Source organism: Vibrio sp. 070316B, from assembly GCF_013114115.1.
Classification (GTDB): domain Bacteria; phylum Pseudomonadota; class Gammaproteobacteria; order Enterobacterales; family Vibrionaceae; genus Vibrio; species Vibrio chagasii_B.
Map to the genome: position 1 here is coordinate 1 of NZ_VTYC01000020.1, position 20,109 is coordinate 20,109.

The 20,109-nt window shown below is 45.6% G+C and carries 19 protein-coding genes; 8 read left to right on the forward strand and 11 right to left on the reverse strand.

The features are described from left to right. Positions 1-84: 84 nt before the first annotated feature. From F0251_RS15240 to F0251_RS15270, 7 genes are all read right to left on the reverse strand, one after another. Positions 85-588, reverse strand: a complete 504-nt coding sequence (locus tag F0251_RS15240; protein WP_171731268.1) for a YgjV family protein — start codon at positions 586-588, stop codon at positions 85-87. A gap of 129 nt (positions 589-717) precedes the next feature. Beyond that, on the reverse strand, positions 718-1,344 hold the full coding sequence (locus F0251_RS15245) for a bifunctional 4-hydroxy-2-oxoglutarate aldolase/2-dehydro-3-deoxy-phosphogluconate aldolase (protein WP_171731269.1): 627 nt from the start codon (positions 1,342-1,344) through the stop codon (positions 718-720). Positions 1,345-1,353: 9 nt separating this feature from the next. Continuing rightward, positions 1,354-2,346: a sugar kinase gene (locus tag F0251_RS15250; protein WP_171731270.1), complete on the reverse strand. Its 993-nt coding sequence runs from the start codon at positions 2,344-2,346 to the stop codon at positions 1,354-1,356. A 3-nt stretch (positions 2,347-2,349) separates the two neighbouring features. Next, positions 2,350-3,762 (reverse strand): glucuronate isomerase, encoded by a 1,413-nt coding sequence (uxaC, locus tag F0251_RS15255; protein ID WP_171731271.1) that lies wholly within the window; start codon positions 3,760-3,762, stop codon positions 2,350-2,352. A gap of 12 nt (positions 3,763-3,774) precedes the next feature. Continuing rightward, entirely contained in the window at positions 3,775-5,238 is a 1,464-nt protein-coding gene (locus tag F0251_RS15260) for a fructuronate reductase (protein WP_171731272.1), read from the reverse strand. A 96-nt stretch (positions 5,239-5,334) separates the two neighbouring features. Further along, positions 5,335-6,642, reverse strand: coding sequence for a TRAP transporter large permease (locus tag F0251_RS15265; RefSeq protein ID WP_171731273.1), 1,308 nt, complete (start codon positions 6,640-6,642; stop codon positions 5,335-5,337). A gap of 15 nt (positions 6,643-6,657) precedes the next feature. Continuing rightward, a complete protein-coding gene (locus F0251_RS15270) occupies positions 6,658-7,170 on the reverse strand; it encodes a TRAP transporter small permease (protein ID WP_171731274.1) in 513 nt (170 codons plus the stop codon). Between the two features lie 299 nt (positions 7,171-7,469). Here F0251_RS15270 and F0251_RS15275 point away from each other — a divergent pair, with 299 nt between their 5' ends. The 6 genes from F0251_RS15275 (at position 7,470) to F0251_RS15300 (ending at position 13,841) form a co-directional block, all read left to right on the forward strand. Beyond that, a complete protein-coding gene (locus tag F0251_RS15275; RefSeq protein WP_060981131.1) occupies positions 7,470-8,453 on the forward strand; it encodes a TRAP transporter substrate-binding protein in 984 nt (327 codons plus the stop codon). Positions 8,454-8,560: 107 nt separating this feature from the next. Then, the gene (locus tag F0251_RS15280; protein WP_048660902.1) at positions 8,561-9,343 is read left to right on the forward strand and encodes an FCD domain-containing protein; all 783 of its coding nucleotides are present in this window, start codon (positions 8,561-8,563) and stop codon (positions 9,341-9,343) included. 208 nt (positions 9,344-9,551) lie between these two features. After that, positions 9,552-10,739 carry a mannonate dehydratase gene (gene uxuA / locus F0251_RS15285; protein WP_171731275.1) on the forward strand — a complete coding sequence of 396 codons (1,188 nt, stop codon included), beginning with the start codon at positions 9,552-9,554 and terminating at the stop codon, positions 10,737-10,739. Positions 10,740-10,908: 169 nt separating this feature from the next. Next, a complete protein-coding gene (locus F0251_RS15290; protein WP_116871198.1) occupies positions 10,909-11,427 on the forward strand; it encodes a TetR/AcrR family transcriptional regulator in 519 nt (172 codons plus the stop codon). Next, positions 11,424-12,479: an alcohol dehydrogenase family protein gene (locus F0251_RS15295; RefSeq protein WP_061032040.1), complete on the forward strand. Its 1,056-nt coding sequence runs from the start codon at positions 11,424-11,426 to the stop codon at positions 12,477-12,479. The genes F0251_RS15290 and F0251_RS15295 overlap by 4 nt, the downstream gene beginning before the upstream one ends. A 231-nt stretch (positions 12,480-12,710) precedes the next feature. After that, the gene (locus tag F0251_RS15300; protein ID WP_171731276.1) at positions 12,711-13,841 is read left to right on the forward strand and encodes an HDOD domain-containing protein; all 1,131 of its coding nucleotides are present in this window, start codon (positions 12,711-12,713) and stop codon (positions 13,839-13,841) included. Positions 13,842-13,945: 104 nt separating this feature from the next. Here F0251_RS15300 and F0251_RS15305 read toward each other — a convergent pair whose 3' ends face one another. From F0251_RS15305 to F0251_RS15320, 4 genes are all read right to left on the reverse strand, one after another. Further along, entirely contained in the window at positions 13,946-14,344 is a 399-nt protein-coding gene (locus tag F0251_RS15305; RefSeq protein WP_105058525.1) for a DUF1090 domain-containing protein, read from the reverse strand. A gap of 134 nt (positions 14,345-14,478) precedes the next feature. After that, positions 14,479-15,984, reverse strand: a complete 1,506-nt coding sequence (locus tag F0251_RS15310) for an SgrR family transcriptional regulator (protein WP_171731277.1) — start codon at positions 15,982-15,984, stop codon at positions 14,479-14,481. 9 nt (positions 15,985-15,993) lie between these two features. After that, entirely contained in the window at positions 15,994-17,004 is a 1,011-nt protein-coding gene (locus F0251_RS15315) for a Gfo/Idh/MocA family protein (RefSeq protein WP_171731278.1), read from the reverse strand. Positions 17,005-17,117: 113 nt separating this feature from the next. Continuing rightward, complete coding sequence (locus tag F0251_RS15320) at positions 17,118-18,017, reverse strand: homocysteine S-methyltransferase family protein (protein WP_171731279.1); 900 nt, start codon at positions 18,015-18,017, stop codon at positions 17,118-17,120. Between the two features lie 227 nt (positions 18,018-18,244). On the opposite strand from F0251_RS15320, the gene F0251_RS15325 reads away from it, so the two are divergent. Beyond that, positions 18,245-18,946: a lipoate--protein ligase gene (locus F0251_RS15325; RefSeq protein WP_171731280.1), complete on the forward strand. Its 702-nt coding sequence runs from the start codon at positions 18,245-18,247 to the stop codon at positions 18,944-18,946. A 144-nt stretch (positions 18,947-19,090) separates the two neighbouring features. Beyond that, complete coding sequence (locus tag F0251_RS15330) at positions 19,091-20,098, forward strand: substrate-binding domain-containing protein (RefSeq protein ID WP_171731281.1); 1,008 nt, start codon at positions 19,091-19,093, stop codon at positions 20,096-20,098. Positions 20,099-20,109: the final 11 nt, after the last annotated feature.

A 20,109-nucleotide genomic window follows, 5' to 3' on the forward strand; every position in this document is an offset into this window, starting at 1 on the left:
AATTTTTTGATATCCAATTAATTTCCAATTTAATTAGTGATGTATTACTTCCATATTTTAAATCTAGAATAAAAAATATATTGCCTATTTTATAGTTAACAATCTGCGCTGATGTAAACGATAGATAGTGACCATGTTGGTGACAATAAAGGTGATTTCGACAAAGGACCCGCCAATCGAACCAATCCAAATGTTATGGCTAGCCCAACAGAAGGAATTGAATAAGATCAATGATCTCAAGGCGATTCCTTGTCTTGAAAAGAGTGCCCATGTCGCAACGGATGAACCAACAACCGTAATAAACTCAAAGAAATGGTTCATGTTGGGCAAAGTCATACACCACATTAATACGATAAAGAACCACATCACTTTGCGTGATTGAGTTTTTATCGATACGTAGCTTCGAATAGCATTAATAATGACACCTATAGCGGCTACTATTGCACCCATTAATATGAAATGAATACTCATGACAAAACAAAATATCATCATTTGATAGCGAAAACGCATATCATCTTTTTGCCAAAAGGCCATTACACCGATACAAAAAGCCAGGCCGCCAACTCCTTGTGTTATCCAGTTTTCCATATTTAGCCTTTATTTTTAGATGCTATCGAGCACGATCAAATATTAACTTTGAGAGAATAATGCTCAACCATAAAATAACCCTCCAAAAGGAGGGCTAGATATAACGTTAGAGTTGCTATTGCATTAGGGTTAATTGACTAACTTAACGGCTTCACGAGTCAAATGAGCCAGCTCTTCCCAATTGCCTTCTTCAATCAGCTTCTTATCCACCATCCAAGTACCACCACATGCGAGTACGCGAGGTATCGCTAGGTAGTCTTTAATATTGTTTGGATTAATACCACCTGTTGGCATGATCTCAATATCCGTGTAAGGCGCAAGAAGTGACTTAACCATGTTGATGCCACCTGATGCTTCCGCTGGGAAGAATTTCAATGTGGTTAATCCCATTTCTAGAGCGGCTTCTACTGTGCTCGGGTTGTTGACCCCAGGAATGATATCAATACCAATCTCTTGGCAGGCTCTTACCGTGTTTGGGTTAAATCCTGGAGAAACGACGAACGTTGCGCCCGCTTCTTTAGCGGCGATAGCTTGCTCACGATTGAGCACAGTGCCAGCGCCGATCAACATATCTGGTTGTGATTTACGAAGTAGACGAATAGCTTCAACTGCAGCCTCAGAACGGAACGTAATTTCTGCTGCCGGTAAGCCATTTTCAGCCAACACTTTACCCAAGGGGATGATGTCTTCAGCGTTGTCGATAGCGATCACAGGGATAACTTTCAGTGTTTTTAGTTGTTGTTTGATGTTAGACATTGGTATTCCTTAAATGGCTGTGATGGCCGCTTGAGTTAGTTCTTTTGCAATAATGGCACCACGATGTTGGATAACGACGCCTGCCATGGCATTACCGCGCTGGCATGACTTTGTTAAGTCTTCGCCCGCAAGGTAAGCAGATAAAAATCCGCCATTGAATGAGTCTCCTGCTGAGGTCGTATCAACGACGTGCTCAACAGGTAGGGTCGGCACCGCCCGTGGAGCCGAAGCGGTACCAGAATCTGGATTTATGTCACTTTGAGTGATGGCATCTTGAATGAGACAACCATTGGGACCCAGTTTAACGATGCATCGCTTAACACCCAGTGCAGTTAGACGCTCAATAGTTTGTTCTGGAGAGCTATCTCCCCAAATTAACTGTTCATCATCGAATGTCACCAATGCTAAATCCGTCAATGTATACATGGCTTGGTAGCTGTTTTTGACGGTTTGGTTTTCGTCCTGTGGCCAAAGTGCAGGGCGGAAGTTACTGTCGAAGGCGATCTCAACGCCTTGTATCTTCAACTCAACCAAGATGTTCAATAGCTCGATACGATCTTGCTCAGGCAGAATCGCTAATGTGATACCGCTGAGAAAGATCATATCGACATTGCGCAGTGTCTGTTTTATCTGATTGAAATCTGGGTGCTGCAGCAGGTAGCGTGCAGCTGATTGGTTTCTCCAATACAGAAAGGTACGTTCACCTGCGTCATCAAGCTGAATTAGGTACAGACCTGGAGTACGTTGGCTGTCTTGCAGAACTAGGTCAGTTGACACCCCTTCTTGTTGCCAGCGTTCTAACATTCCCTTGCTAATCGGGTCTACGCCCAAAGCCGTGACGTAGGACACTTTGATGTCATCTTGATTGAGGTTGGCCTCGCAGCCCCGGCTTAAATAGACCGCAGCATTGAGCGTGTCTCCGCCAAACGTTTGATGCATTGAGCCGAACGGTTTACCGTTCAGCTCGATCATGCACTCACCAATAATGGCGATATGTTTCATGGGTTACGCCCTCTCTTCGAAGTAGCGTTTTGCGTTACCAAAGCAGATGTCCTCGACCATAGGGCCAAGCAGTGACATGTCGTTTGGCACCTCGCCGTTTTCAGCCCAACGACCAAGCATGTCACACAGAATTCGGCGGAAGTATTCGTGGCGTGTGTACGACAAGAAGCTGCGAGAGTCAGTCAGCATGCCGACAAACTGGCTAAACAGACCAAGCTGAGATAGCTGCTCCATTTGGCGTTGCATGCCGTCCTTCTGATCGTTGAACCACCAACCAGAACCAAACTGAACTTTGCCCGCGATGCCGCCACCTTGGAAGTTACCAATCATAGTTGCCATCATCTCGTTATCGCGAGGGTTTAAGCAGTAAAGGATGGTGCGAGGTAATTCATTGCTTTGATCCATTTCGTCCAACAGATGCGCCAATTCGAAGGCAAATGTCTTATCGCTAATCGAATCAAACCCCGCATCTGCGCCTAACAGTTGGAACATACGCGTGTTGTTATTGCGCTGAGCACCAATGTGAAGCTGCATTACCCAACCCATTGCGGCGTAGCGCTTGCCTAACCACACTTGAACCGCTGTTGAAAACTGTGCACATTCTAGATCGGTGAGTGTTTCGCCATTGAGGCGTCGAGCTAACAGGGCATCCAAATCCGATTCTGATGGAATAGGTGCGTAGCGAACCACTTCAATACCGTGGTCTGCTGCACGGCAACCATGGTCGTTGAAATGCGTTAGGCGGCTGTCTAAAGCACTCAAGAGATGATGGAAGCGAGTGATCTCAACGTCAGCAACCATGCTTAATTTTTGTAGGTAATCAGCAAAGCCATCAAGTTCAATTTTGAACGCTTTATCTGGGCGCCAGCTTGGTAGAACCTTCACATCAAATGAACTGTCTTGAGCGATCGCTTTATGGTGTTCAAGAGAATCAATTGGATCGTCTGTCGTACCTGCCATCACCACATTCATTTGCTTCATGATGCCGCGAGCACTAAATTCTGGTGTTGCTAATAGCTCGTTGCATTGGTGCCAAATTTGGTCTGCGGTTTCTGGACCAAAGAGAGTGCCAGTAATACCAAATGGGCGGCGTAGTTCTAAATGAGTCCAGTGGTAAAGTGGGTTGCCCAAGGTTTGAGGGACGGTTCTAGCCCATGCCATGAACTTATCATAATCGCTTGCGCCTCCAGTAATCAGACGCTCATTAATCCCTGCTGAACGCATACCACGCCATTTGTAGTGGTCACCTTCAAGCCAAATCTTAGACATGTTTTCGAACTGACGATCTTGAGCCACTTCTGCCGGGTTTAGGTGGCAGTGATAGTCATAAATCGGCTGGTGGCTTGCGTGTTCGTGGTACAAACGGCGTGCAGTCTCATTCGACAGCAAAAAGTCTTCACATAAGAAATTTTTCATTGCTTGTACTCCTTATAACGCAGCCACGGTCACAACGGCACCGTGTTCAATTAGTGATTGATACGCAGAACTTACTGCATCAATGACCTGCGGGTTTTGGCCTAGCTCAGCAGGGAAAATCGCTTCAACCGCAAGCAATGCCGGAACCACAGATACATTGAGCCCATGCTGGTCGCAGATTTGGCGAAGTGTATCCGCCATTGGATCGCGAACATCAATCTCATTACCTTGCTCGTCCACGCCAGATACATAACGCATCCAGCCAGCGATAGCGGTTGCAAGCCACGAGAAATCTGAGCCTTGCTCTAAATGGAATTGCAAGCTGCCACCCATACGTTGAGGGATCTTCTGGCTGCCATCCATCGCAATCTGCCAGGTCTTATGCTTCAAGCTTGGGTTAGTGAAACGGTTGATCAGCAAGCTTGCGTAACCTTCTAAATCAGTCCCTTCAGGCATCGTTAACGAAGGTGCTTGTGATTTCATCATCATGTCAAAAGCGGCTTTTCGGTAGCCTGCATCTGTCATGGTGTCGGAAATATGGTCGTAGCCACCAAGGTATCCAAGGTAAGCAAGGAAAGAGTGACTGCCATTGAGCATGCGCAGTTTCATTTCTTCGTAAGGCACTACATCTTCGACGAACTCTGCGCCAGCGACATTCCAATCTGGACGACCTGCCACAAAGTTATCTTCAATCACCCATTGGCGGAAGGGTTCACAGGCGATAGCACATGGGTCTTCACAACCAAGCAGTTCTGCAATTTCTGTCAGTGTTTCTTCTGTTGCTGCAGGTACGATGCGGTCAACCATAGTGCATGGGAAGGTGACATTAGTTTCAATCCAATCACGTAATTCTGGGTCAAGCAGTTGAGCAAACTCAATGATCGCTGCTTTTGCTACATGACCGTTCTCTTGCACGTTGTCGCAAGACATCACCGTGAATGGTGTTAAGCCACGTTCGCGGCGAACTTTTAGGGCTTGGACAATATAGCCAAGCGCAGATTTCGGTTGAGTTGGGTTAGCTAGGTCTGCGATGACTAATGGGTTATTTTTGTCGAGTTTTCCGGTCGCAGGGTCAGCGCAGTAGCCTTTTTCTGTGATGGTCATAGACACGATAGCGACTTGAGGCTCTGCCATTTTTTCTAATACGGTTTTAATGCCGTCTAAGCTTGGATGAAGAGATTCTGTCACTGAGCCGACCACTTTAACGTCTGTGGATTCAGCGCCTTTTTCAGCTACGGTGTAAAGGTGGTCTTGCGCGCGAAGTGATTCAATTAGGTCTTCGCCGCCGAATAGGTTTATCTCACAAATGCCCCAATCAGTATTGGTTTTGCTGAGCATTTCATTGGTGAATAGCGCTTGGTGCGCACGATGAAAGGCACCAAAACCTAGGTGCACAATACGGCTTTGGAGTGCAGAACGGTCGTAGTCAGGTCGTAATACAGTGTTTGGCAGCGTAGAGTTAGCAACAGTCTTCATTATTCAGTTCCTTTTCCCGCCAGCGAACCAACGGGATTTTATTATTTGATTATACGTTTGAGTGTTTAGCAGTCCTAGAATGTATCTGTGACCAAATTACGAACCGTAGCCCAGTACTAATTCAGGTAGGAACAAGCTCAGCTCAGGGATAAAAGTAACGGCCATCAAGGCTGCAATCAGTGCTGCATAGAATGGCAGCAAAGGTTTGATGACTTTGTCGATGGCAATGTTGGCAACCGAACAACCGATGAATAGAGCACTACCCACTGGCGGCGTACAGATACCGATAGCAAGGTTGAAAGTCATCATGATGCCGAAGTGCACAGGGTCGATGCCTAGGTCTAGCGCGATTGGTAAGAAGATTGGTGTGAAGATCAGTACCGCTGGTGTCATATCCATGAAGATACCCACAATCAGCAGAATGATGTTGATGATCAATAGAATCATTAGCGGGTTATCAGAAACCGCCAGTAATGCATCAGCAATCATGTAAGGCACATCGGCGTTCGCCATTGCCCAAGACATGCCCATTGATGCCCCAACAAGTAATAGAACGATAGACGTTGTTACTGCAGACTCAAGGATGATCTTTGGGATATCACGCCATTTCACTTCACGGTAGACAAGCACAGCTAAAACAAACGTGTATACCACAGCAATTGCGGAAGCCTCAGTTGCAGTAAAGATACCGCCAATGATGCCGCCCATGATGATGCCGATCAGTGCTAAAGAAGGTGCCGCTTTTAGGAAGGTATCCCAAACCATTGTTAATGAAGGACGCGCTGCCACTGGGTAACCGCGACGTTTCGCGATGATACCCGCCACAATCATGATACTTAATCCCATCAAGATACCTGGGATGTAGCCCGCTAAGAACAGCGCCGCAATTGAAGTACCACCAGAAACCAACGAAAAAACGATCAGCGTGTTACTTGGCGGAATCAATAGACCAGTAGGACACGAAGTAATGTTTACCGCAGCAGAGAAGTTTTCATCGTAGCCATCTTTCTTTTGCAGAGGAGACATGGTGCCACCAACTGCAGCCGCCGATGCAACCGCTGAGCCTGAGATAGAACCAAACATCATGTTTGCCATCACGTTTACGTGTGCCAATGAACCCGGTAGACGGCCACCCAACACTTTTGCAAAGTTGATCAAACGCAGTGCTATGCCGCCTTGGTTCATGATGTTGCCCGCCAAAATGAAGAACGGGATTGCCAGTAGAGCAAAGTTATCAAGGCCAGCGGCCATACGTTGAGCAACTACAGCGATTGCAGGCTCAAGCGGTAAGCTCATTAAGATGGTTGCCAGTGACGATAAACCAATCGCAAAAGAGACCGGTACACCGATTGTAAGCAGTACAGCGAAACTACCGAATAAGGTCAGTATTACTTGCCATTCCATTGTGAAATCCTTCTATCAATCAAGTTGTGAGTCGGTGATCAAATCGTCACCTGACATTAATTGTTTAACGCGTGCGTAGGTAAATACGACGGAGTAAAAAATCATCAAAGCGCCACTAATCGGTAAGCAGAAGTAGATGTAGCCCATTTCTAAACCTAGAGCGGGAGTCAGCTGTCCCATCGCAAGCGTTTTAGCAGCAAGTTGGCTTCCACCGTGTACCAGAACGATATAAGAGAAAGAAGCGATGGCTATTTGGATAACGATTTCGTTGATTAATTTGCGTTTGCCAGTCAGCTTCATCGTAAGCAGGTCGATGGCAAGGTGGCGTTTCAGACCCGTAGTGTAAGCAGCACCAATTAAGGCTACCCACATAAAGAGATAACGCGCGAGCTCGTCGGTAACAGTACTTGGTTTGCCAATAACATAGCGGGATAAAACCTGCCATATCACACACAGTACTAAGAAAGACGATAGAGACACTGTAAAGGCGGCCAACCCTCTATTTATGTAACTGACCAATTTATTCATGTTTATTTCCTTTCAACAAAATTGCGTATCTCATAACAATTGGTTTACCAATGTAAGAAATTGTTTCTATGTAGGGATGGGATGTTCAAAAATCTGGCTGAATCATAAGCTATTCATTTTTTGGTTGGCGTGAGCAACTTCACAAATGATTTTGGTTGACCAATTTATGGGTTTTTATTGTGATATTGGTCAATCAATTTTAATTTCAGCTTTGACGGTTCCTTTTTTGAGCCCCAATATGAGCCCATAACAAAAAACACCCTACATTTTGGATAACCAATCCACGGAGAATAAGAATGATGATGACGCGTAAAACTTTGATTAGTGCGGTTGTCGGTGCTGCTTTCACTTTTGGAGCAACAGCTTCTGCTTATGCAGCGACAACATTGAAACTGAGCCATAACCACCCTCGTGACCATGCAGTACATGAAGCGATGACGTTTATGGCGAAAGAAGTACGTGAATTGACGGATGGTGAGGTGCGTATTCGTATTTACCCTGATGCTCAATTGGGTACACAGCGTGAATCTATGGAGCTGATGCAGAACGGCGCTTTAGATATGGTGAAAAGTAATGCTGCTGAGCTAGAAGCTTTTTCTCCTGCTTATTCATCATTCAACATGCCTTACTTATTCCGCGATCAAGCGCACTACTACAGTGTGACGGATGGTGAAGTAGGCCGTGACATTCTTAACTCTTCTCGTGATAGCGGCTTTATTGGTGTGACTTACTACGACGCTGGTGCGCGTAGCTTCTATACCAACAAGCCAATTAACACACCAGAAGATCTGAAAGGTTTGAAAGTTCGTGTTCAACCAAGCCCATCAGCAATTGCGATGGTGAAAGCGTTAGGCGGTAACCCAACGCCACTAGCTTACGGTGAGTTGTACACAGCACTGCAGCAAGGTGTAGTGGATGCGGCTGAAAATAACATTCCTTCTTTCAGCTTGAGCCGTCACAGTGAAGTGTCTAAATACTTCAGCTTAGATGAGCATACGATGGTTCCGGATGTGTTGGTTATCTCAACCAAAGCATACGATAAACTGACTACAGAACAACAAGATGCGCTAATGAAAGCGGCAAGTGATTCATCTGAATTGATGAAAAAACTATGGGCTGAATCGGAAGCAAAAGAGCGTGCTAAAGCTGAGAAAATGGGCGTTACTTTTGTGGAGCCAGACAAGGCTGCATTCGCACTCGCGGTACAACCAATGTATGACGATCTAGAGAAAACGAATCCAGAGTTGAGTGCTCTTATTGACCGTATTCAGTCTGTTGAATAACTAGCAAATATAGAAAAAATAGTAATACAAAAACAAGGTGTTACTGCATTTTAGGATATAGAGGTTGACCAATTATATTTGGTCATTATGATGGCGAGAGAAATACAATGGAAAGAAGCGACAATATCATCATGATGCCTTTCGAGCCGAAAAGACCTTATCAGGAGATAGGGTTAGTACTAAGAAGAGAACTGATTGAAGGTCTGTATAAGGTCGGAGATAGGTTGCCACCAGAACGCGATATTGCTGAACGTTTAGACGTCAGTCGCACGGTAGTGCGTGAAGCAATCATCATGCTGGAGTTAGAAAACTTAGTTGAGGTGAAAAAAGGGTCGGGTGTTTATGTCCTGAACATTCCAACTCATTCTCGCGAGAATGTGGTCAGCGATGACGCTGGTCCATTCGAGATGCTGCAGGCCCGCCAATTACTGGAAAGTAATATCGCGGAGTTTGCGGCAACTCAGGTCACTCCGGGCGACATCATTAAGATGCGCTCTGCACTCGAACTCGAGCGCGAAGAGCTTGCAAGCGGCACCACCGATTGCAGCGGAGATGAAAGATTTCACATGTGTATTGCAGAGGCCACTCAAAACTCTGTGCTGGTAGATATGCTGAAACAATCCTGGGATAGACGCGAAAAGAGTCCAATGTGGAATAAACTCCACTCTCACATCAGTGGTCAAGATTACCGTGAAGAATGGTTAGATGATCACGCTCGTATCCTCGCCGCCTTACAGCGCAAAGACCCTGTCGCTGCTAAGAACGCAATGTGGCAACACCTTGAGAATGTTAAACAGCGTTTGTTAGCGTTGTCAGACATTGATGACCCAAACTTTGATGGTTACTTATTTAGTTCTAACCCAGTGGTGCTACTTAGCACGGAAAGTTAGTCCTGAAAGCTAACGTTGAATTCAGCGACAAAACTCCTTTTGGAAGCTGGTTCATTCACTAGGTTATTAATAGGTAATCGTCTTTAGACCGGCGTAGACCGGTGCTATCTCGGGCAGTAATTGTCATTGCTGCCATTAAGAAGTCGTTATTGCATTTAGCTTGATTAATTCGAGCCGGCTAAGTGCGTCTTAAAGAAAGGTAAGTCTCATGGAACAAACGTGGCGTTGGTACGGCCCTAATGATCAAGTTTCGCTAGACGATATTCGTCAAGCGGGCGCAACTGGTATTGTGAATGCACTGCACCATATTCCAAATGGTGAAGTTTGGACAAAAGAAGAAATCCTTAAGCGTAAAGCCATTATCGAAGAGAAAGGTTTAACGTGGTCGGTTGTAGAAAGCGTGCCTGTGCACGAAGAGATCAAAACTCAAACTGGCAACTACCAGCAGTGGATTGATAACTATAAGCAAACTCTGTCTAACCTTGCTGAGTGTGGCATCGATACGGTTTGTTATAACTTCATGCCCGTGTTGGACTGGACACGTACTGACTTAGAATTTGAAATGCCTGATGGCTCTCGCGCACTGCGTTTTGACCAAATCGCATTTGCGGCATTTGAGCTGCATATCTTGAAGCGCCCGGGTGCAGAATCGGACTATTCAGAGTCAGAGCAAGCGCAAGCGTTGGATTACTTCAACAACATGACGCCAGAGCAAATTCAGCGACTGACTAATAACATCATCGCTGGCCTGCCAGGCGCTGAAGAAGGTTACACACTAGAAGCGTTTCAAGCACAGCTGGATCGCTATGCGGGAATCGACAAAGACAAGCTACGTGAGCACATGTCTTACTTCCTCGCTGAGCTGATGCCAGTCTGTGATGCGAATGGTTTGAAGATGGCGGTTCACCCAGACGATCCACCGCGTCCAATTCTAGGCTTGCCTCGTATCGTTTCTACGATCGAAGACATTGATTGGTTGACCGAACATGTGCCGAGCAAAATGAATGGTTTGACGATGTGTACCGGGTCATACGGTGTGCGTGGCGACAATGATCTGGTTAACATGATCAAAAAGCACGGTGACCGAATCTACTTTACGCACCTGCGTTCTACCAAGCGTGAAGAGAGCAACCCAATGACATTCCACGAAGCAGCGCACCTAGATGGTGATGTGGACATGTACAACGTTGTAATGGCTATCTTGGATGAAGAGAATCGTCGTGCAGAGGTGGGTGACCATCGCTTAATTCCAATGCGTCCGGACCACGGTCATCAAATGCTGGATGACCTGAAGAAAACCACGAACCCAGGTTACTCGGCAATTGGTCGATTGAAAGGCTTGGCTGAAGTACGCGGTTTAGAGATGGCATTGAAACGTGCTTTTTATACTAAGTAACCACTGATTCTAGCTATAAAATTCCCTGTTAAAACCAGAACCTATGTTCTGGTTTTTTTGTATCTGGTCCTCTTGAAGATTGTGTCTATGATTGACATGGGTAGAATGGTTGTTCTACTCTGTATGTAGAACAATCATTCTACCGGTTGTCGGGTATTAAGAGAGCACTATGTTGAGAGAACAGATTGCAGCAAGCCTTGAAGTGGCGTTCAGCCAACAAGGTTTTGCGGAACCGAGCGTTGCACAGCTGAAAACCGCGTGTGGTGTGAGCCTAAGAACCCTTTATAAACACTTCCCTTCAAAAGAAGCGATGATCGTTGGTGCCTTGGAATATCGACACCAACGTTACCTAGATTTCTTGTTGGAAACGTCACCTGAAAAGGGCCTCGAATCGGTTACTCATATCTTCAACAAGCTCCATCAATGGTTAGAAGAGTATGCGCCGCACGGGTGTATGTCGATGAATGCGATGGCCGCGTTTCCCGATAATGAGCTTATCAGCCAAGCGGTTACACAGCATAAAGAACAAGTCCGTTTGCTAATAGGCAAGCAGAGCCTGCGAGATGATCTCGCGACACCACTGTTTTTACTTCATGAAGGCGTATCAAGCGCGTGGCCAGTATTAGGCGAAGAAGCGGTGGCATCAGCACAGAATATGGTTACAAAATTACTCGAGGAAACACGATGAAATTCGAAATACCGAAAACAATGAAAGGCATAGAGATGTTGGGGCACGGCGGAGCAGAAATGCTTGGCTACCGCGAAGATATCGCGGTTCCTCAAATCGAACCTAATGAAGTGCTGATCAAAGTGATGGCAGCAGGCGTTAACAATACCGATATCAACACACGAATCGGCTGGTACTCAAAAAGCGATGACTCAGACGATGCAAGTTGGTCGGGTGAAGCCTTGAAGTTCCCTCGTATCCAAGGTGCTGACGTGTGTGGTTTCATCGTAGCAGTCGGTAATGAAGTCTCTGCTGACCGTATTGGTGAGCGTGTTCTTATCGAACCTTGTTTAACAGAAGTATACGGACGAGATCTGCCACAGCCATGGTATTTCGGTTCTGAGTGCGATGGTGGGTTCGCTGAATACACCAAAGTTGCAGCGAAGCACGCTTATGCGGTGAACAGCACCATGTCGGATGTTGAACTAGCATCTTTCCCATGTTCTTACTCAACGGCAGAGAACATGCTAACTCGCGCGAATGTGGCTGAAGGTGATCGCGTGCTTATCTCTGGTGCATCGGGCGGTGTGGGCTCGGCGGCGATTCAATTGGCGAAAGCGCGCGGTGCTTACGTGATTGCGATTACTAGCCCAAGCAAGAACCAACAGCTACTTGAATTGGGAGCTGATGAGGTGATTGCTCGTGATGCTGATTTGGTCGCAGTCTTGGGTGAAAGCAGCGTTAACGTTGTGATTGATTTGGTCGCCGGTGACAAGTGGCCAGAGTTTCTTGAAGTTCTAAAACCGCATGGCCGTTATGCCGTATCTGGTGCGATTGGTGGTGCGATGGTCGAGCTTGATGTTCGTACTCTGTACCTGAAAGACCTTAGCTTTTTTGGTTGCACAGTTTTAGAACCGCAAGTATTCCAAAACTTGGTTAACCGCATTGAGAAACATCAGATTAAGGCGATTGTTGCGGAATCTTTCCCGTTGGCTGAAATTCATACTGCACAAGATGAATTTTTGAAGAAAAAACACGTCGGTAAGATCGTACTAGAAGTAGCAGAGCGCTAGTTTTAGTCAGCTTCACAATTTAGATTGATGGAAGAGTGAGCAAGCTTTATTTGCTCGCTCTTTTTGTTCCTGGCGAATACCGAGGAGCTGAGCAAATTGTTGGGTAACAGATCCTATACAGCTAAAAGATTAATGATTCATTTATCACTGTATGGTTTATGAGTTGTCTGTGCGATAATCACCGCCGTTATATATCCCGGTCTATGTTGTATTCATCTAGGAGCTGTATTGATGTTTAAAAGGGTATTGCAGGCGCTATTTTCCCCTTTCGTTGCTAATCAAAGTAATCAAAGTTATTGTTCAAAAAGTGCCTCTCAACAAGCTACCTCCCAAAAAACCACCTCTGAGCAAGAAAACGATAAAGCAGAGCAAACCACTCCTCGCACTTCAATCTTTGTTCCGCCTTCGTCTGCGCAGCCATCATCACTCATTGTCGATAAAACGATAAGCCTTCACGATGGTGAATTTCTTGATTATCTGTTTGGAGAGTCACGTCTGCGAACGGAATCTGATCCATTTAGCGACTTTGTGGCCAGCCAAGTTGAACGTTTAATTCGTTCTCCTAAAGCGCTTCTCAATGAATTGCCTGTGATGCCTGCTTCTGTCACGACATTAATGGGTGAATTACAGGGCGACGAGTTTGATGTCGAGGCATTGCTAAGGGTGATTGAGCGAGAGCCGAGCATGGCAGCCGATGTGATTAAACTAGCGAACAGCGCATACTACAAACGTAGTGAAAAACAGGTAACCGATCTAAAAACCGCATTCTTAAATATGGGTTCGCAAGGTTTGGTAGAGGGTGTAGTGAATTCGTACATGAAGAATTTTACCCCGGGCAACAATATTTATTGGCGCCATTTCGGTGAGAAAATTTGGAACCACAGCATCCAAACGGCTTCTTTTTCAAAGGAGTTAATGAAAGAGTCGCTGTCTCAAGAAGACCAGGCTAGCGCCTATTTTATTGGGCTGATCCGTAACCTAGGTAAGATGATCATTTTCCAAATGATGGTGGAGGCTTTCAAACATGTTGACCCTTCTGTGCCACCTAACTCATTGGCTTTGAAGCGTTTGATTAATAGCTACTCTATTCGCCTCACCTATACCATTGCTAAGTTCTGGGAGTTACCGGAATCGGTACTGACAGCTATTGGCTATCAAGAGTCGAGCCGCTACGCATGTACACCACTGGGCCAAGCCGTGTTTGAGGCTAACTCGTTGAGTGAGCTGACATACTTATTGGATGCTCAGGCGATCGATATCGAGCAATTTAAGAGCCGATGTAAGGAGAGGCTGACGTCACCTGCCGCCTACAAGGTGGCCAACCGCATCTATAAAGAGTCTATGGTGGCGTTGGCTGGATAAGCCATTGGCGTTGATGCTGGTTTATAGCGGTCTTTTGCGAATGGTCTTACGAATGAGTAAGACCATGTTTTTATTGAAGCTGCTTCGATGTGTGCGAATTTGATTTAAGGGATTTCAGACAGTTCTTGCTTTAAGTCGTCAATTTTACGCTGCTCTTTTTCTATCTTGCGCTGATACTTTTTAATTTTGTCCGACCTGTTGTCTTGTTTGGCTTTTTCTAAGTCGGCTTGGTATTCAGCTAAATCTTGTTCGTTAGATTCAATTTTCTCGAGAATCTCGTCTTTCAAACCTTCGTTGCTACAGTTTTCTTTTGCCGCTTTTAATGCCGTTGTGAGTCGGTCGACTTTGTATTGATTGTTGTATTGCTTGGCTTTTTCGATTTGATGCTCGATCTCACAGAACTTTTTCTCACAGCCAGTAAGTGAGTTGCAGGTCGTGCTTGCCATACTGCTAAAAGAAAATGCACTGAGGAGCAGTATTGAGCCTTTTAGGTGTCGATTCATGATTTACCTTCTACTGGTTCTATAGGGTTGAGCCTAGTTTCATCGTAACTTAACACCCGCACGCATTGCTTATGGCAGAGGAGTGTTAAAGGTAAGTCTATGTGTAGAATGACTTATCTCTATTAAAGATAGAATCAAATATGGCTAACCCACAACTTATCGAGGTCACACCAACCGAATCCATTTACTCGTGCTCCGCGTATTTTTTCAGATACTTCTAGATTGAATGCCTCTTGCTTAAGCTCGACCACAACTTCAGTCTTGTATAGCCAGCATTTGAGTTTCAAGAGCATTTTGGCGGCTTGCTCAAAGTCTGGTTCGCATTGAATTGAGGTTAAAGCCTGTTCGATGGTTGCGAGCATTTCAACGGGTAGTGACAAATCTTCGAAAGGGAAACGGGTGAAGAAGCCTAACCAAGAAGAGAATGAATGGTTTTCATCGATAATGCTGCATAAGGCAGCGTCTCTTATTGTTGAAAAATCTCCATACTCGACGGTGAGGTTGGTCTCACCAGGCGCAGAAGATTGCTTGAAAAAAGCTTGGCATTCCGAGGTGTCTTCAACGGTGAATGTTCGGTTGCTAGAAGACAACTCTGGATTTTGAATTTTGAAAAAAGTAGAGCCGTGAACTCGCGCATGTGTACAGCTGTATTCGCCAACTTTGAGTGTCTTTTCAGGCATTTTTACGCACACCTGATTTTGAGCACACGCTTTACTCTCTGCCCACTCTGGGTAAACCCATAATTCGACTCGATTTAGGATCGGAACCTGACTTGAATACGCATCATTGCGGTTCAGTCTGAGCATCTTGTTTGAGAAGATCGCCAATGAGAATGGGCCAGAACCGACCAGCCTCTCGACAGAATTAGGTTCAAAAATCGATGCTTCGGCTCTGGCAAGCAAGCGGGGTAGATGCCAATCCGTCTTGCTGAGTTTTATTGTGATGATGTTGCCTGAAGACGCAGAGACTTCAGTAATATGTTGATAGCAGCGATGCCATAACTTGCTTGAAGAGAGCAAAGTCAGACTGTGTGCTATGTCTTGAGCTTCCAGTGTTCGGCCGTTGTGGAATTGCACACCATCACGCATTTGGAAACGCCAGATCGTTGCATCTTCATTGGGCTGCCAATGATAGGCCAAGTCGCCACATAACTTGCCTTGCTGTACAGAGGTGAGACGCTGGCAAATCTGCATCACTAAGAAACGCTCGGTACGTCTGAGTACACGCTGAGGGTGAAGCGCTTCGAGCTCACGGTGAAAGGGAATGTACGCGACGCTCTGCGCCGATTGACTAGCGCTATTTAGAAAGGCTTGCAGCTCTGTACCAGCATTGCGTCCATTAAAGCTTAAGGTATTAAAGACCTGTTCGATATTGCCTGAATCTGCTTGGCTTTGTGCGTATTGGTAGCACGCTTCCATCGGTTCAATCAGACACGTGAGTTGTGCCTTTTTATTGCGTCCTGAACTGGCTTGCCACTCAATCCAGCCTTGCGCTGTCATTGCTTTGAGTAGGGTTTGAACGTGACGCTCACTCACATGTAGAAGCGTTGCGATTTGACTGACTTGGCAGCGTGATACTCCAGGCCCAAAAGCCTGAAAAATCTTTTCGTACAGTTCAAGCTTGCGCTTTAGGTTGCCCAATTCGAATTCCTAAACGTTAGGTTGAGTTAAGTGTTGGTAGCCTGCATCAGCGAGCGCTTTTTCCATGGTTTCAAGAACCTGTGCACTTATCTTTGAGCTTAGGATATCAGACTCAAGTTTTCCTTCTAATACAAGTTGCGAGAAGTGCTCGATTTGATACTCGAACCCATTACCTTGGACGGGGTGCTCGATGGTGAAGGTTTCTTGTTTGTACTCCACCGTTATATGGGCTGGGTTCCACCACTTCTCTTTAATCGTAATGGTGATATCTGGGCCCGTTAATCGCGCTGCGCGTGGCAGGTTTCTTACCGTCGAAGCCGATATTGTCGCGTTGATCTCTCCGGAGAACTGGAAGCACGAATCGGTATCTACATTTGAACCTTCATAGAGGCTCGACATTTCGACTTGAGGTATAGAAGGCGTAATCCCAAGAGTGCGACATAAATCGTAGAAGAACCACAGACCATACACTCCAACATCAAGTGTTGCTCCGCCGGCTAAATCCGGGTTGAAGATAAACAGGTTTGGGTCGTAGTCGTGCTCATTACCAAAGCTGGCTTCTATCGAATCAAGCTTAATCTGGTTGCTGGTTAAAAATGCTGTAAGCTCGCGATAAGCTGGGAACACGACGGTCTTCATCGCTTCTAGCAACATTACGCCATTTTGCTCTGCCAGAGCTTTCATTTCTAACCAATCACCAAGGTTGGTAAAGGCTGGTTTTTCTACCAATACGTGCTTGTTATGGCTGAGAAATAGCTTGGCTAGAGGTTTGTGATAAGGGTGAACCGTGGCAATGTACACCGCTTCAACATCGGGATCTTGAGCCATGGCTTCATAAGATCCATAAGCTTTATCGCAATCAAACTTATTAGCAAACAGAGCCGCTCTTGATTGGTCACGTGCTGACACCGCGTAGAGTTCGCCAAATGAGCAGTGCTCGGTGAGTGCGGTCGCAAAGCGGTTAGCGATGTTACCTAATCCAGCTATGCCCCATTTAATCTTGCGTTGCGTGTCACTCATCATTTACTCCAATCGTTGTTTTGTCTCAGTGTACTTAGAGACGCTACAAACAAATAGAGAACAGATCTTTCAATCTGTTCTCTATTTTTGTAATTCTAATCGAAGGGGCGGTTTTAGCTTTGTGTGGAGCGCTTCCAATCCGCTAGAGCTTGAATGTGCTTTGGTCCAATACCGCAGCAACCACCAACAATATTGGCACCAAGTTCGTGCCAGCGTTTTGCGTAAGCTAAGTAACCTTGGCCATCTAACTCGCGCATTTCTTGAAGCATGTCATTCGCTTCATGTTCACTGCTGATCGGCGCAAAGTTATTCGCATAGACACCGATTTCTAGATCTTGGCCTAACTCATCCATAACCTGTTTGGTATCGATAATCGCTTGATCCATTACTTCCGGTACTGAACAGTTAAACATGATGCCTGTCGCGTTAGACTGACAAACCAGTTTGACGGCTTCTTTTACGCTCTCACCAGAACGAATCGATGCAAAGTCGCCTTTGGTATCTTCTAAGCTAAAGGCGTAGTAACACGGTTTCGTTGATTGCTTCAGTACCGTATGAATGGATTCAAACTCTTGTATGCTGCATAGGGTTTCTACTAACCATAGGTCGATATTTGGTTCTTGTGCATCATAGAGGGTTTGAATGATAGATGCCGCTTGTTCGACTTTGAATAAGTCAGGTCGGTAGCTACCAAATGGTGGTGGGATAGAGCCTGCTACTTTGACCGCTTGAGGCGCTTGGTCAGCAACTGCTCTAGCTAATTCGCCAGATAGCGCTGCTAGCTCGAATCCTCTTTGTGCGAACAGTTCTTCACCCAAATGAAAAGGCACACACGCATAGCTGTTGGTAATTATGATTTCAGCGCCTGCATCGACAAAGTTTTGGTGCGCTTGGCTAACAAAATCCGGAGCTTCAATCAGCGCTTGAGCGCTCCAAAGAGGCTGCGAGAAGGGGGCGCCAATTTCTTTGAGTTCTCGGCCCATGCCGCCATCAAGTATGGTGAGTGTTTTCATATTCAATACTATCTAAAACAATTGCTGAAGTTCTGCCGTCACCATATCAGACAACCTTGCTTGACTAAAGCTGTCCAAGCACGAGGTTTTTAACTAAGCCGATACTGCATAGATAGGAATAATAAAATTTTGTACCTCTGGCGCTATGTTGTATTAGATTTGGGGGATATATTATTAATCTAGGGCTAGTGATTAATTCGAACTCACAAGTTGTAGAGGAAAGTGCGTTGAAGTTAACGAATAAACTTGTGCGTTACCCGCACATTGATGTTGATCGTGCGTTTGAAAAAGAAGATGAGCTATTGCAGCAGATTCAGGATGGTGAGATTGGGCAAGCCTTGATGTTGTGGCAAGCCAAAACGCCGACACTTGTTTTGCCTGCAGGTAAAAAGTGGCCAGTGACGTTGGAGTCTAGAAAGCAACTTGAGGCACAAGGTTGGCAACTCTCTTCGCGTAAAACGGGTGGTGCTCCCGTTCCCCAGTTACCGGGAGTCATTAACCTATCGCACATTTATCATTGGCCTTCCGACGAAGCGTATAATATTCAAAAAGCGTATCTACATCTGTGCAATGTCTTGACCCTGTTTTTTAAAGAGTTAGGCGTTGATGTCGATGTACACGCAACCCCGCGTTCTTATTGCGATGGTGACTATAACCTCAATATCAATAAGCAAAAAATAGTGGGTACTGCTCAGCGTGTTTTGTTGAAACACGGGGGCGGTCAAATCGTACTTTCGCAAGCTTGTATCCTATTAGATGTCGACTTAGATAACATCGTTGCACCAGTAAATTTTTATAATCAAATCTGCGGTAACCCAACCATTGTAGAGCCGCACGTTCATACGCTTTTATCTGAACATGTAACGCCCTTGCCCAACGTAGACTCACTCTTTCAGCAGTTAAGCCAAGCCTTTATTAAGCACGCATAGTGCGAGTCTACTTTAAACTCTATACGAACTAGTTGGGGCACGAAAAATTCCAAAACTATGTGTTGTTGAGAACGAATGGGTTGAAGTTGAGGGAGCGGAAACTTTATAATGTTACTTGTAACATAATAAAGAGTTCAAATAGTTATGACAGAACAGCACAAGAAAACTCGAACCACACTGCAAGATGTGGCAGACAAAGTAGGCGTCACTAAGATGACCGTCTCCCGTTACATGCGCAACCCCGATTCAGTTGCAGCCAAAACTCGCGAGAAAATTGCTGCGGTTATTGAAGAGATGGGATACATCGAAAACAAAGCGCCAGCGATGCTCTCTAAGTCGTCGAGTAAAGCGATCGGTATCTTACTTCCTTCTCTATCAAACCAAATCTTCGCGGCTTTTGTTCAAGGTATTGAAACCGTGACTAAAGAGAATGGCTATGAGACCTTACTCGCTCACTTTAGTTATGACGCAGTAGAAGAGGAAGAAAAAATTGCCTCGTTGCTCTCTTATCATGTTGATGGGCTGATACTCACCGAAAGTCACCACACACCTCGCACATTACAGATGATTAAGAACTCAGGGGTGTCTGTGGTTGAAACCATGGAATTGCCAAGTAACCCGATCGATATGGTTGTCGGCTTAGACCATATCGATGCTTCTTATCATGTTGTGAAGCGCATGATTGAAGCGGGAAAACGTTCTATTGCTTACTTCGGTGCGAGGCTTGATGCTCGAACACAATTGCGTTTGCAAGGGTATGATAAAGCGATGCGTGAGGCTGGATTAGAGCCTAAGCATGTTTTGACTGAACAGCACTCAAACTTCTCTTTAGCTGAAGATCTGCTTGATCGTGCTCTGGCTGATTACCCAGATCTTGATGGTGTTTTCTGCACCAATGATGATATCGCGATTGGTACTTTGCTTATCGCTCAGCAACGCGGGATAGAAGTGCCGAAACAGCTTGCTGTGGTTGGTTATAACGCGTTAGATATTGGACAAACCATTCGACCAAAATTGACTAGTGTGGATACTCCACGTTATGAGATGGGTAAGAAAAGCGCTGAGTTACTGCTTGCTCGATTGAAAGGTCAAAACATTTCGGAAACGATAGTGGATATGGGCTATCGCATTACCGATGGCGAGAGTGTGTAGTCAAGCCAAGC

Excerpts from the sequence above, each read along its gene's own strand:
- uxuA (WP_171731275.1), top strand. The coding sequence starts at position 9,552 with ATGGAACAAACGTGGCGTTGGTACGGCCCTAATGATCAAGTTTCGCTA.
- uxaC (WP_171731271.1), bottom strand. The coding sequence starts at position 3,762 with ATGAAAAATTTCTTATGTGAAGACTTTTTGCTGTCGAATGAGACTGCA.
- F0251_RS15315 (WP_171731278.1), bottom strand. The coding sequence starts at position 17,004 with ATGAGTGACACGCAACGCAAGATTAAATGGGGCATAGCTGGATTAGGT.
- F0251_RS15250 (WP_171731270.1), bottom strand. The coding sequence starts at position 2,346 with ATGAAACATATCGCCATTATTGGTGAGTGCATGATCGAGCTGAACGGT.
- F0251_RS15320 (WP_171731279.1), bottom strand. The coding sequence starts at position 18,017 with ATGAAAACACTCACCATACTTGATGGCGGCATGGGCCGAGAACTCAAA.
- F0251_RS15300 (WP_171731276.1), top strand. The coding sequence starts at position 12,711 with ATGTTTAAAAGGGTATTGCAGGCGCTATTTTCCCCTTTCGTTGCTAAT.
- F0251_RS15260 (WP_171731272.1), bottom strand. The coding sequence starts at position 5,238 with ATGAAGACTGTTGCTAACTCTACGCTGCCAAACACTGTATTACGACCT.
- F0251_RS15280 (WP_048660902.1), top strand. The coding sequence starts at position 8,561 with ATGGAAAGAAGCGACAATATCATCATGATGCCTTTCGAGCCGAAAAGA.
- F0251_RS15270 (WP_171731274.1), bottom strand. The coding sequence starts at position 7,170 with ATGAATAAATTGGTCAGTTACATAAATAGAGGGTTGGCCGCCTTTACA.
- F0251_RS15275 (WP_060981131.1), top strand. The coding sequence starts at position 7,470 with ATGATGACGCGTAAAACTTTGATTAGTGCGGTTGTCGGTGCTGCTTTC.
- F0251_RS15265 (WP_171731273.1), bottom strand. The coding sequence starts at position 6,642 with ATGGAATGGCAAGTAATACTGACCTTATTCGGTAGTTTCGCTGTACTG.
- F0251_RS15295 (WP_061032040.1), top strand. The coding sequence starts at position 11,424 with ATGAAATTCGAAATACCGAAAACAATGAAAGGCATAGAGATGTTGGGG.
- F0251_RS15305 (WP_105058525.1), bottom strand. The coding sequence starts at position 14,344 with ATGAATCGACACCTAAAAGGCTCAATACTGCTCCTCAGTGCATTTTCT.
- F0251_RS15245 (WP_171731269.1), bottom strand. The coding sequence starts at position 1,344 with ATGTCTAACATCAAACAACAACTAAAAACACTGAAAGTTATCCCTGTG.
- F0251_RS15330 (WP_171731281.1), top strand. The coding sequence starts at position 19,091 with ATGACAGAACAGCACAAGAAAACTCGAACCACACTGCAAGATGTGGCA.
- F0251_RS15240 (WP_171731268.1), bottom strand. The coding sequence starts at position 588 with ATGGAAAACTGGATAACACAAGGAGTTGGCGGCCTGGCTTTTTGTATC.
- F0251_RS15290 (WP_116871198.1), top strand. The coding sequence starts at position 10,909 with ATGTTGAGAGAACAGATTGCAGCAAGCCTTGAAGTGGCGTTCAGCCAA.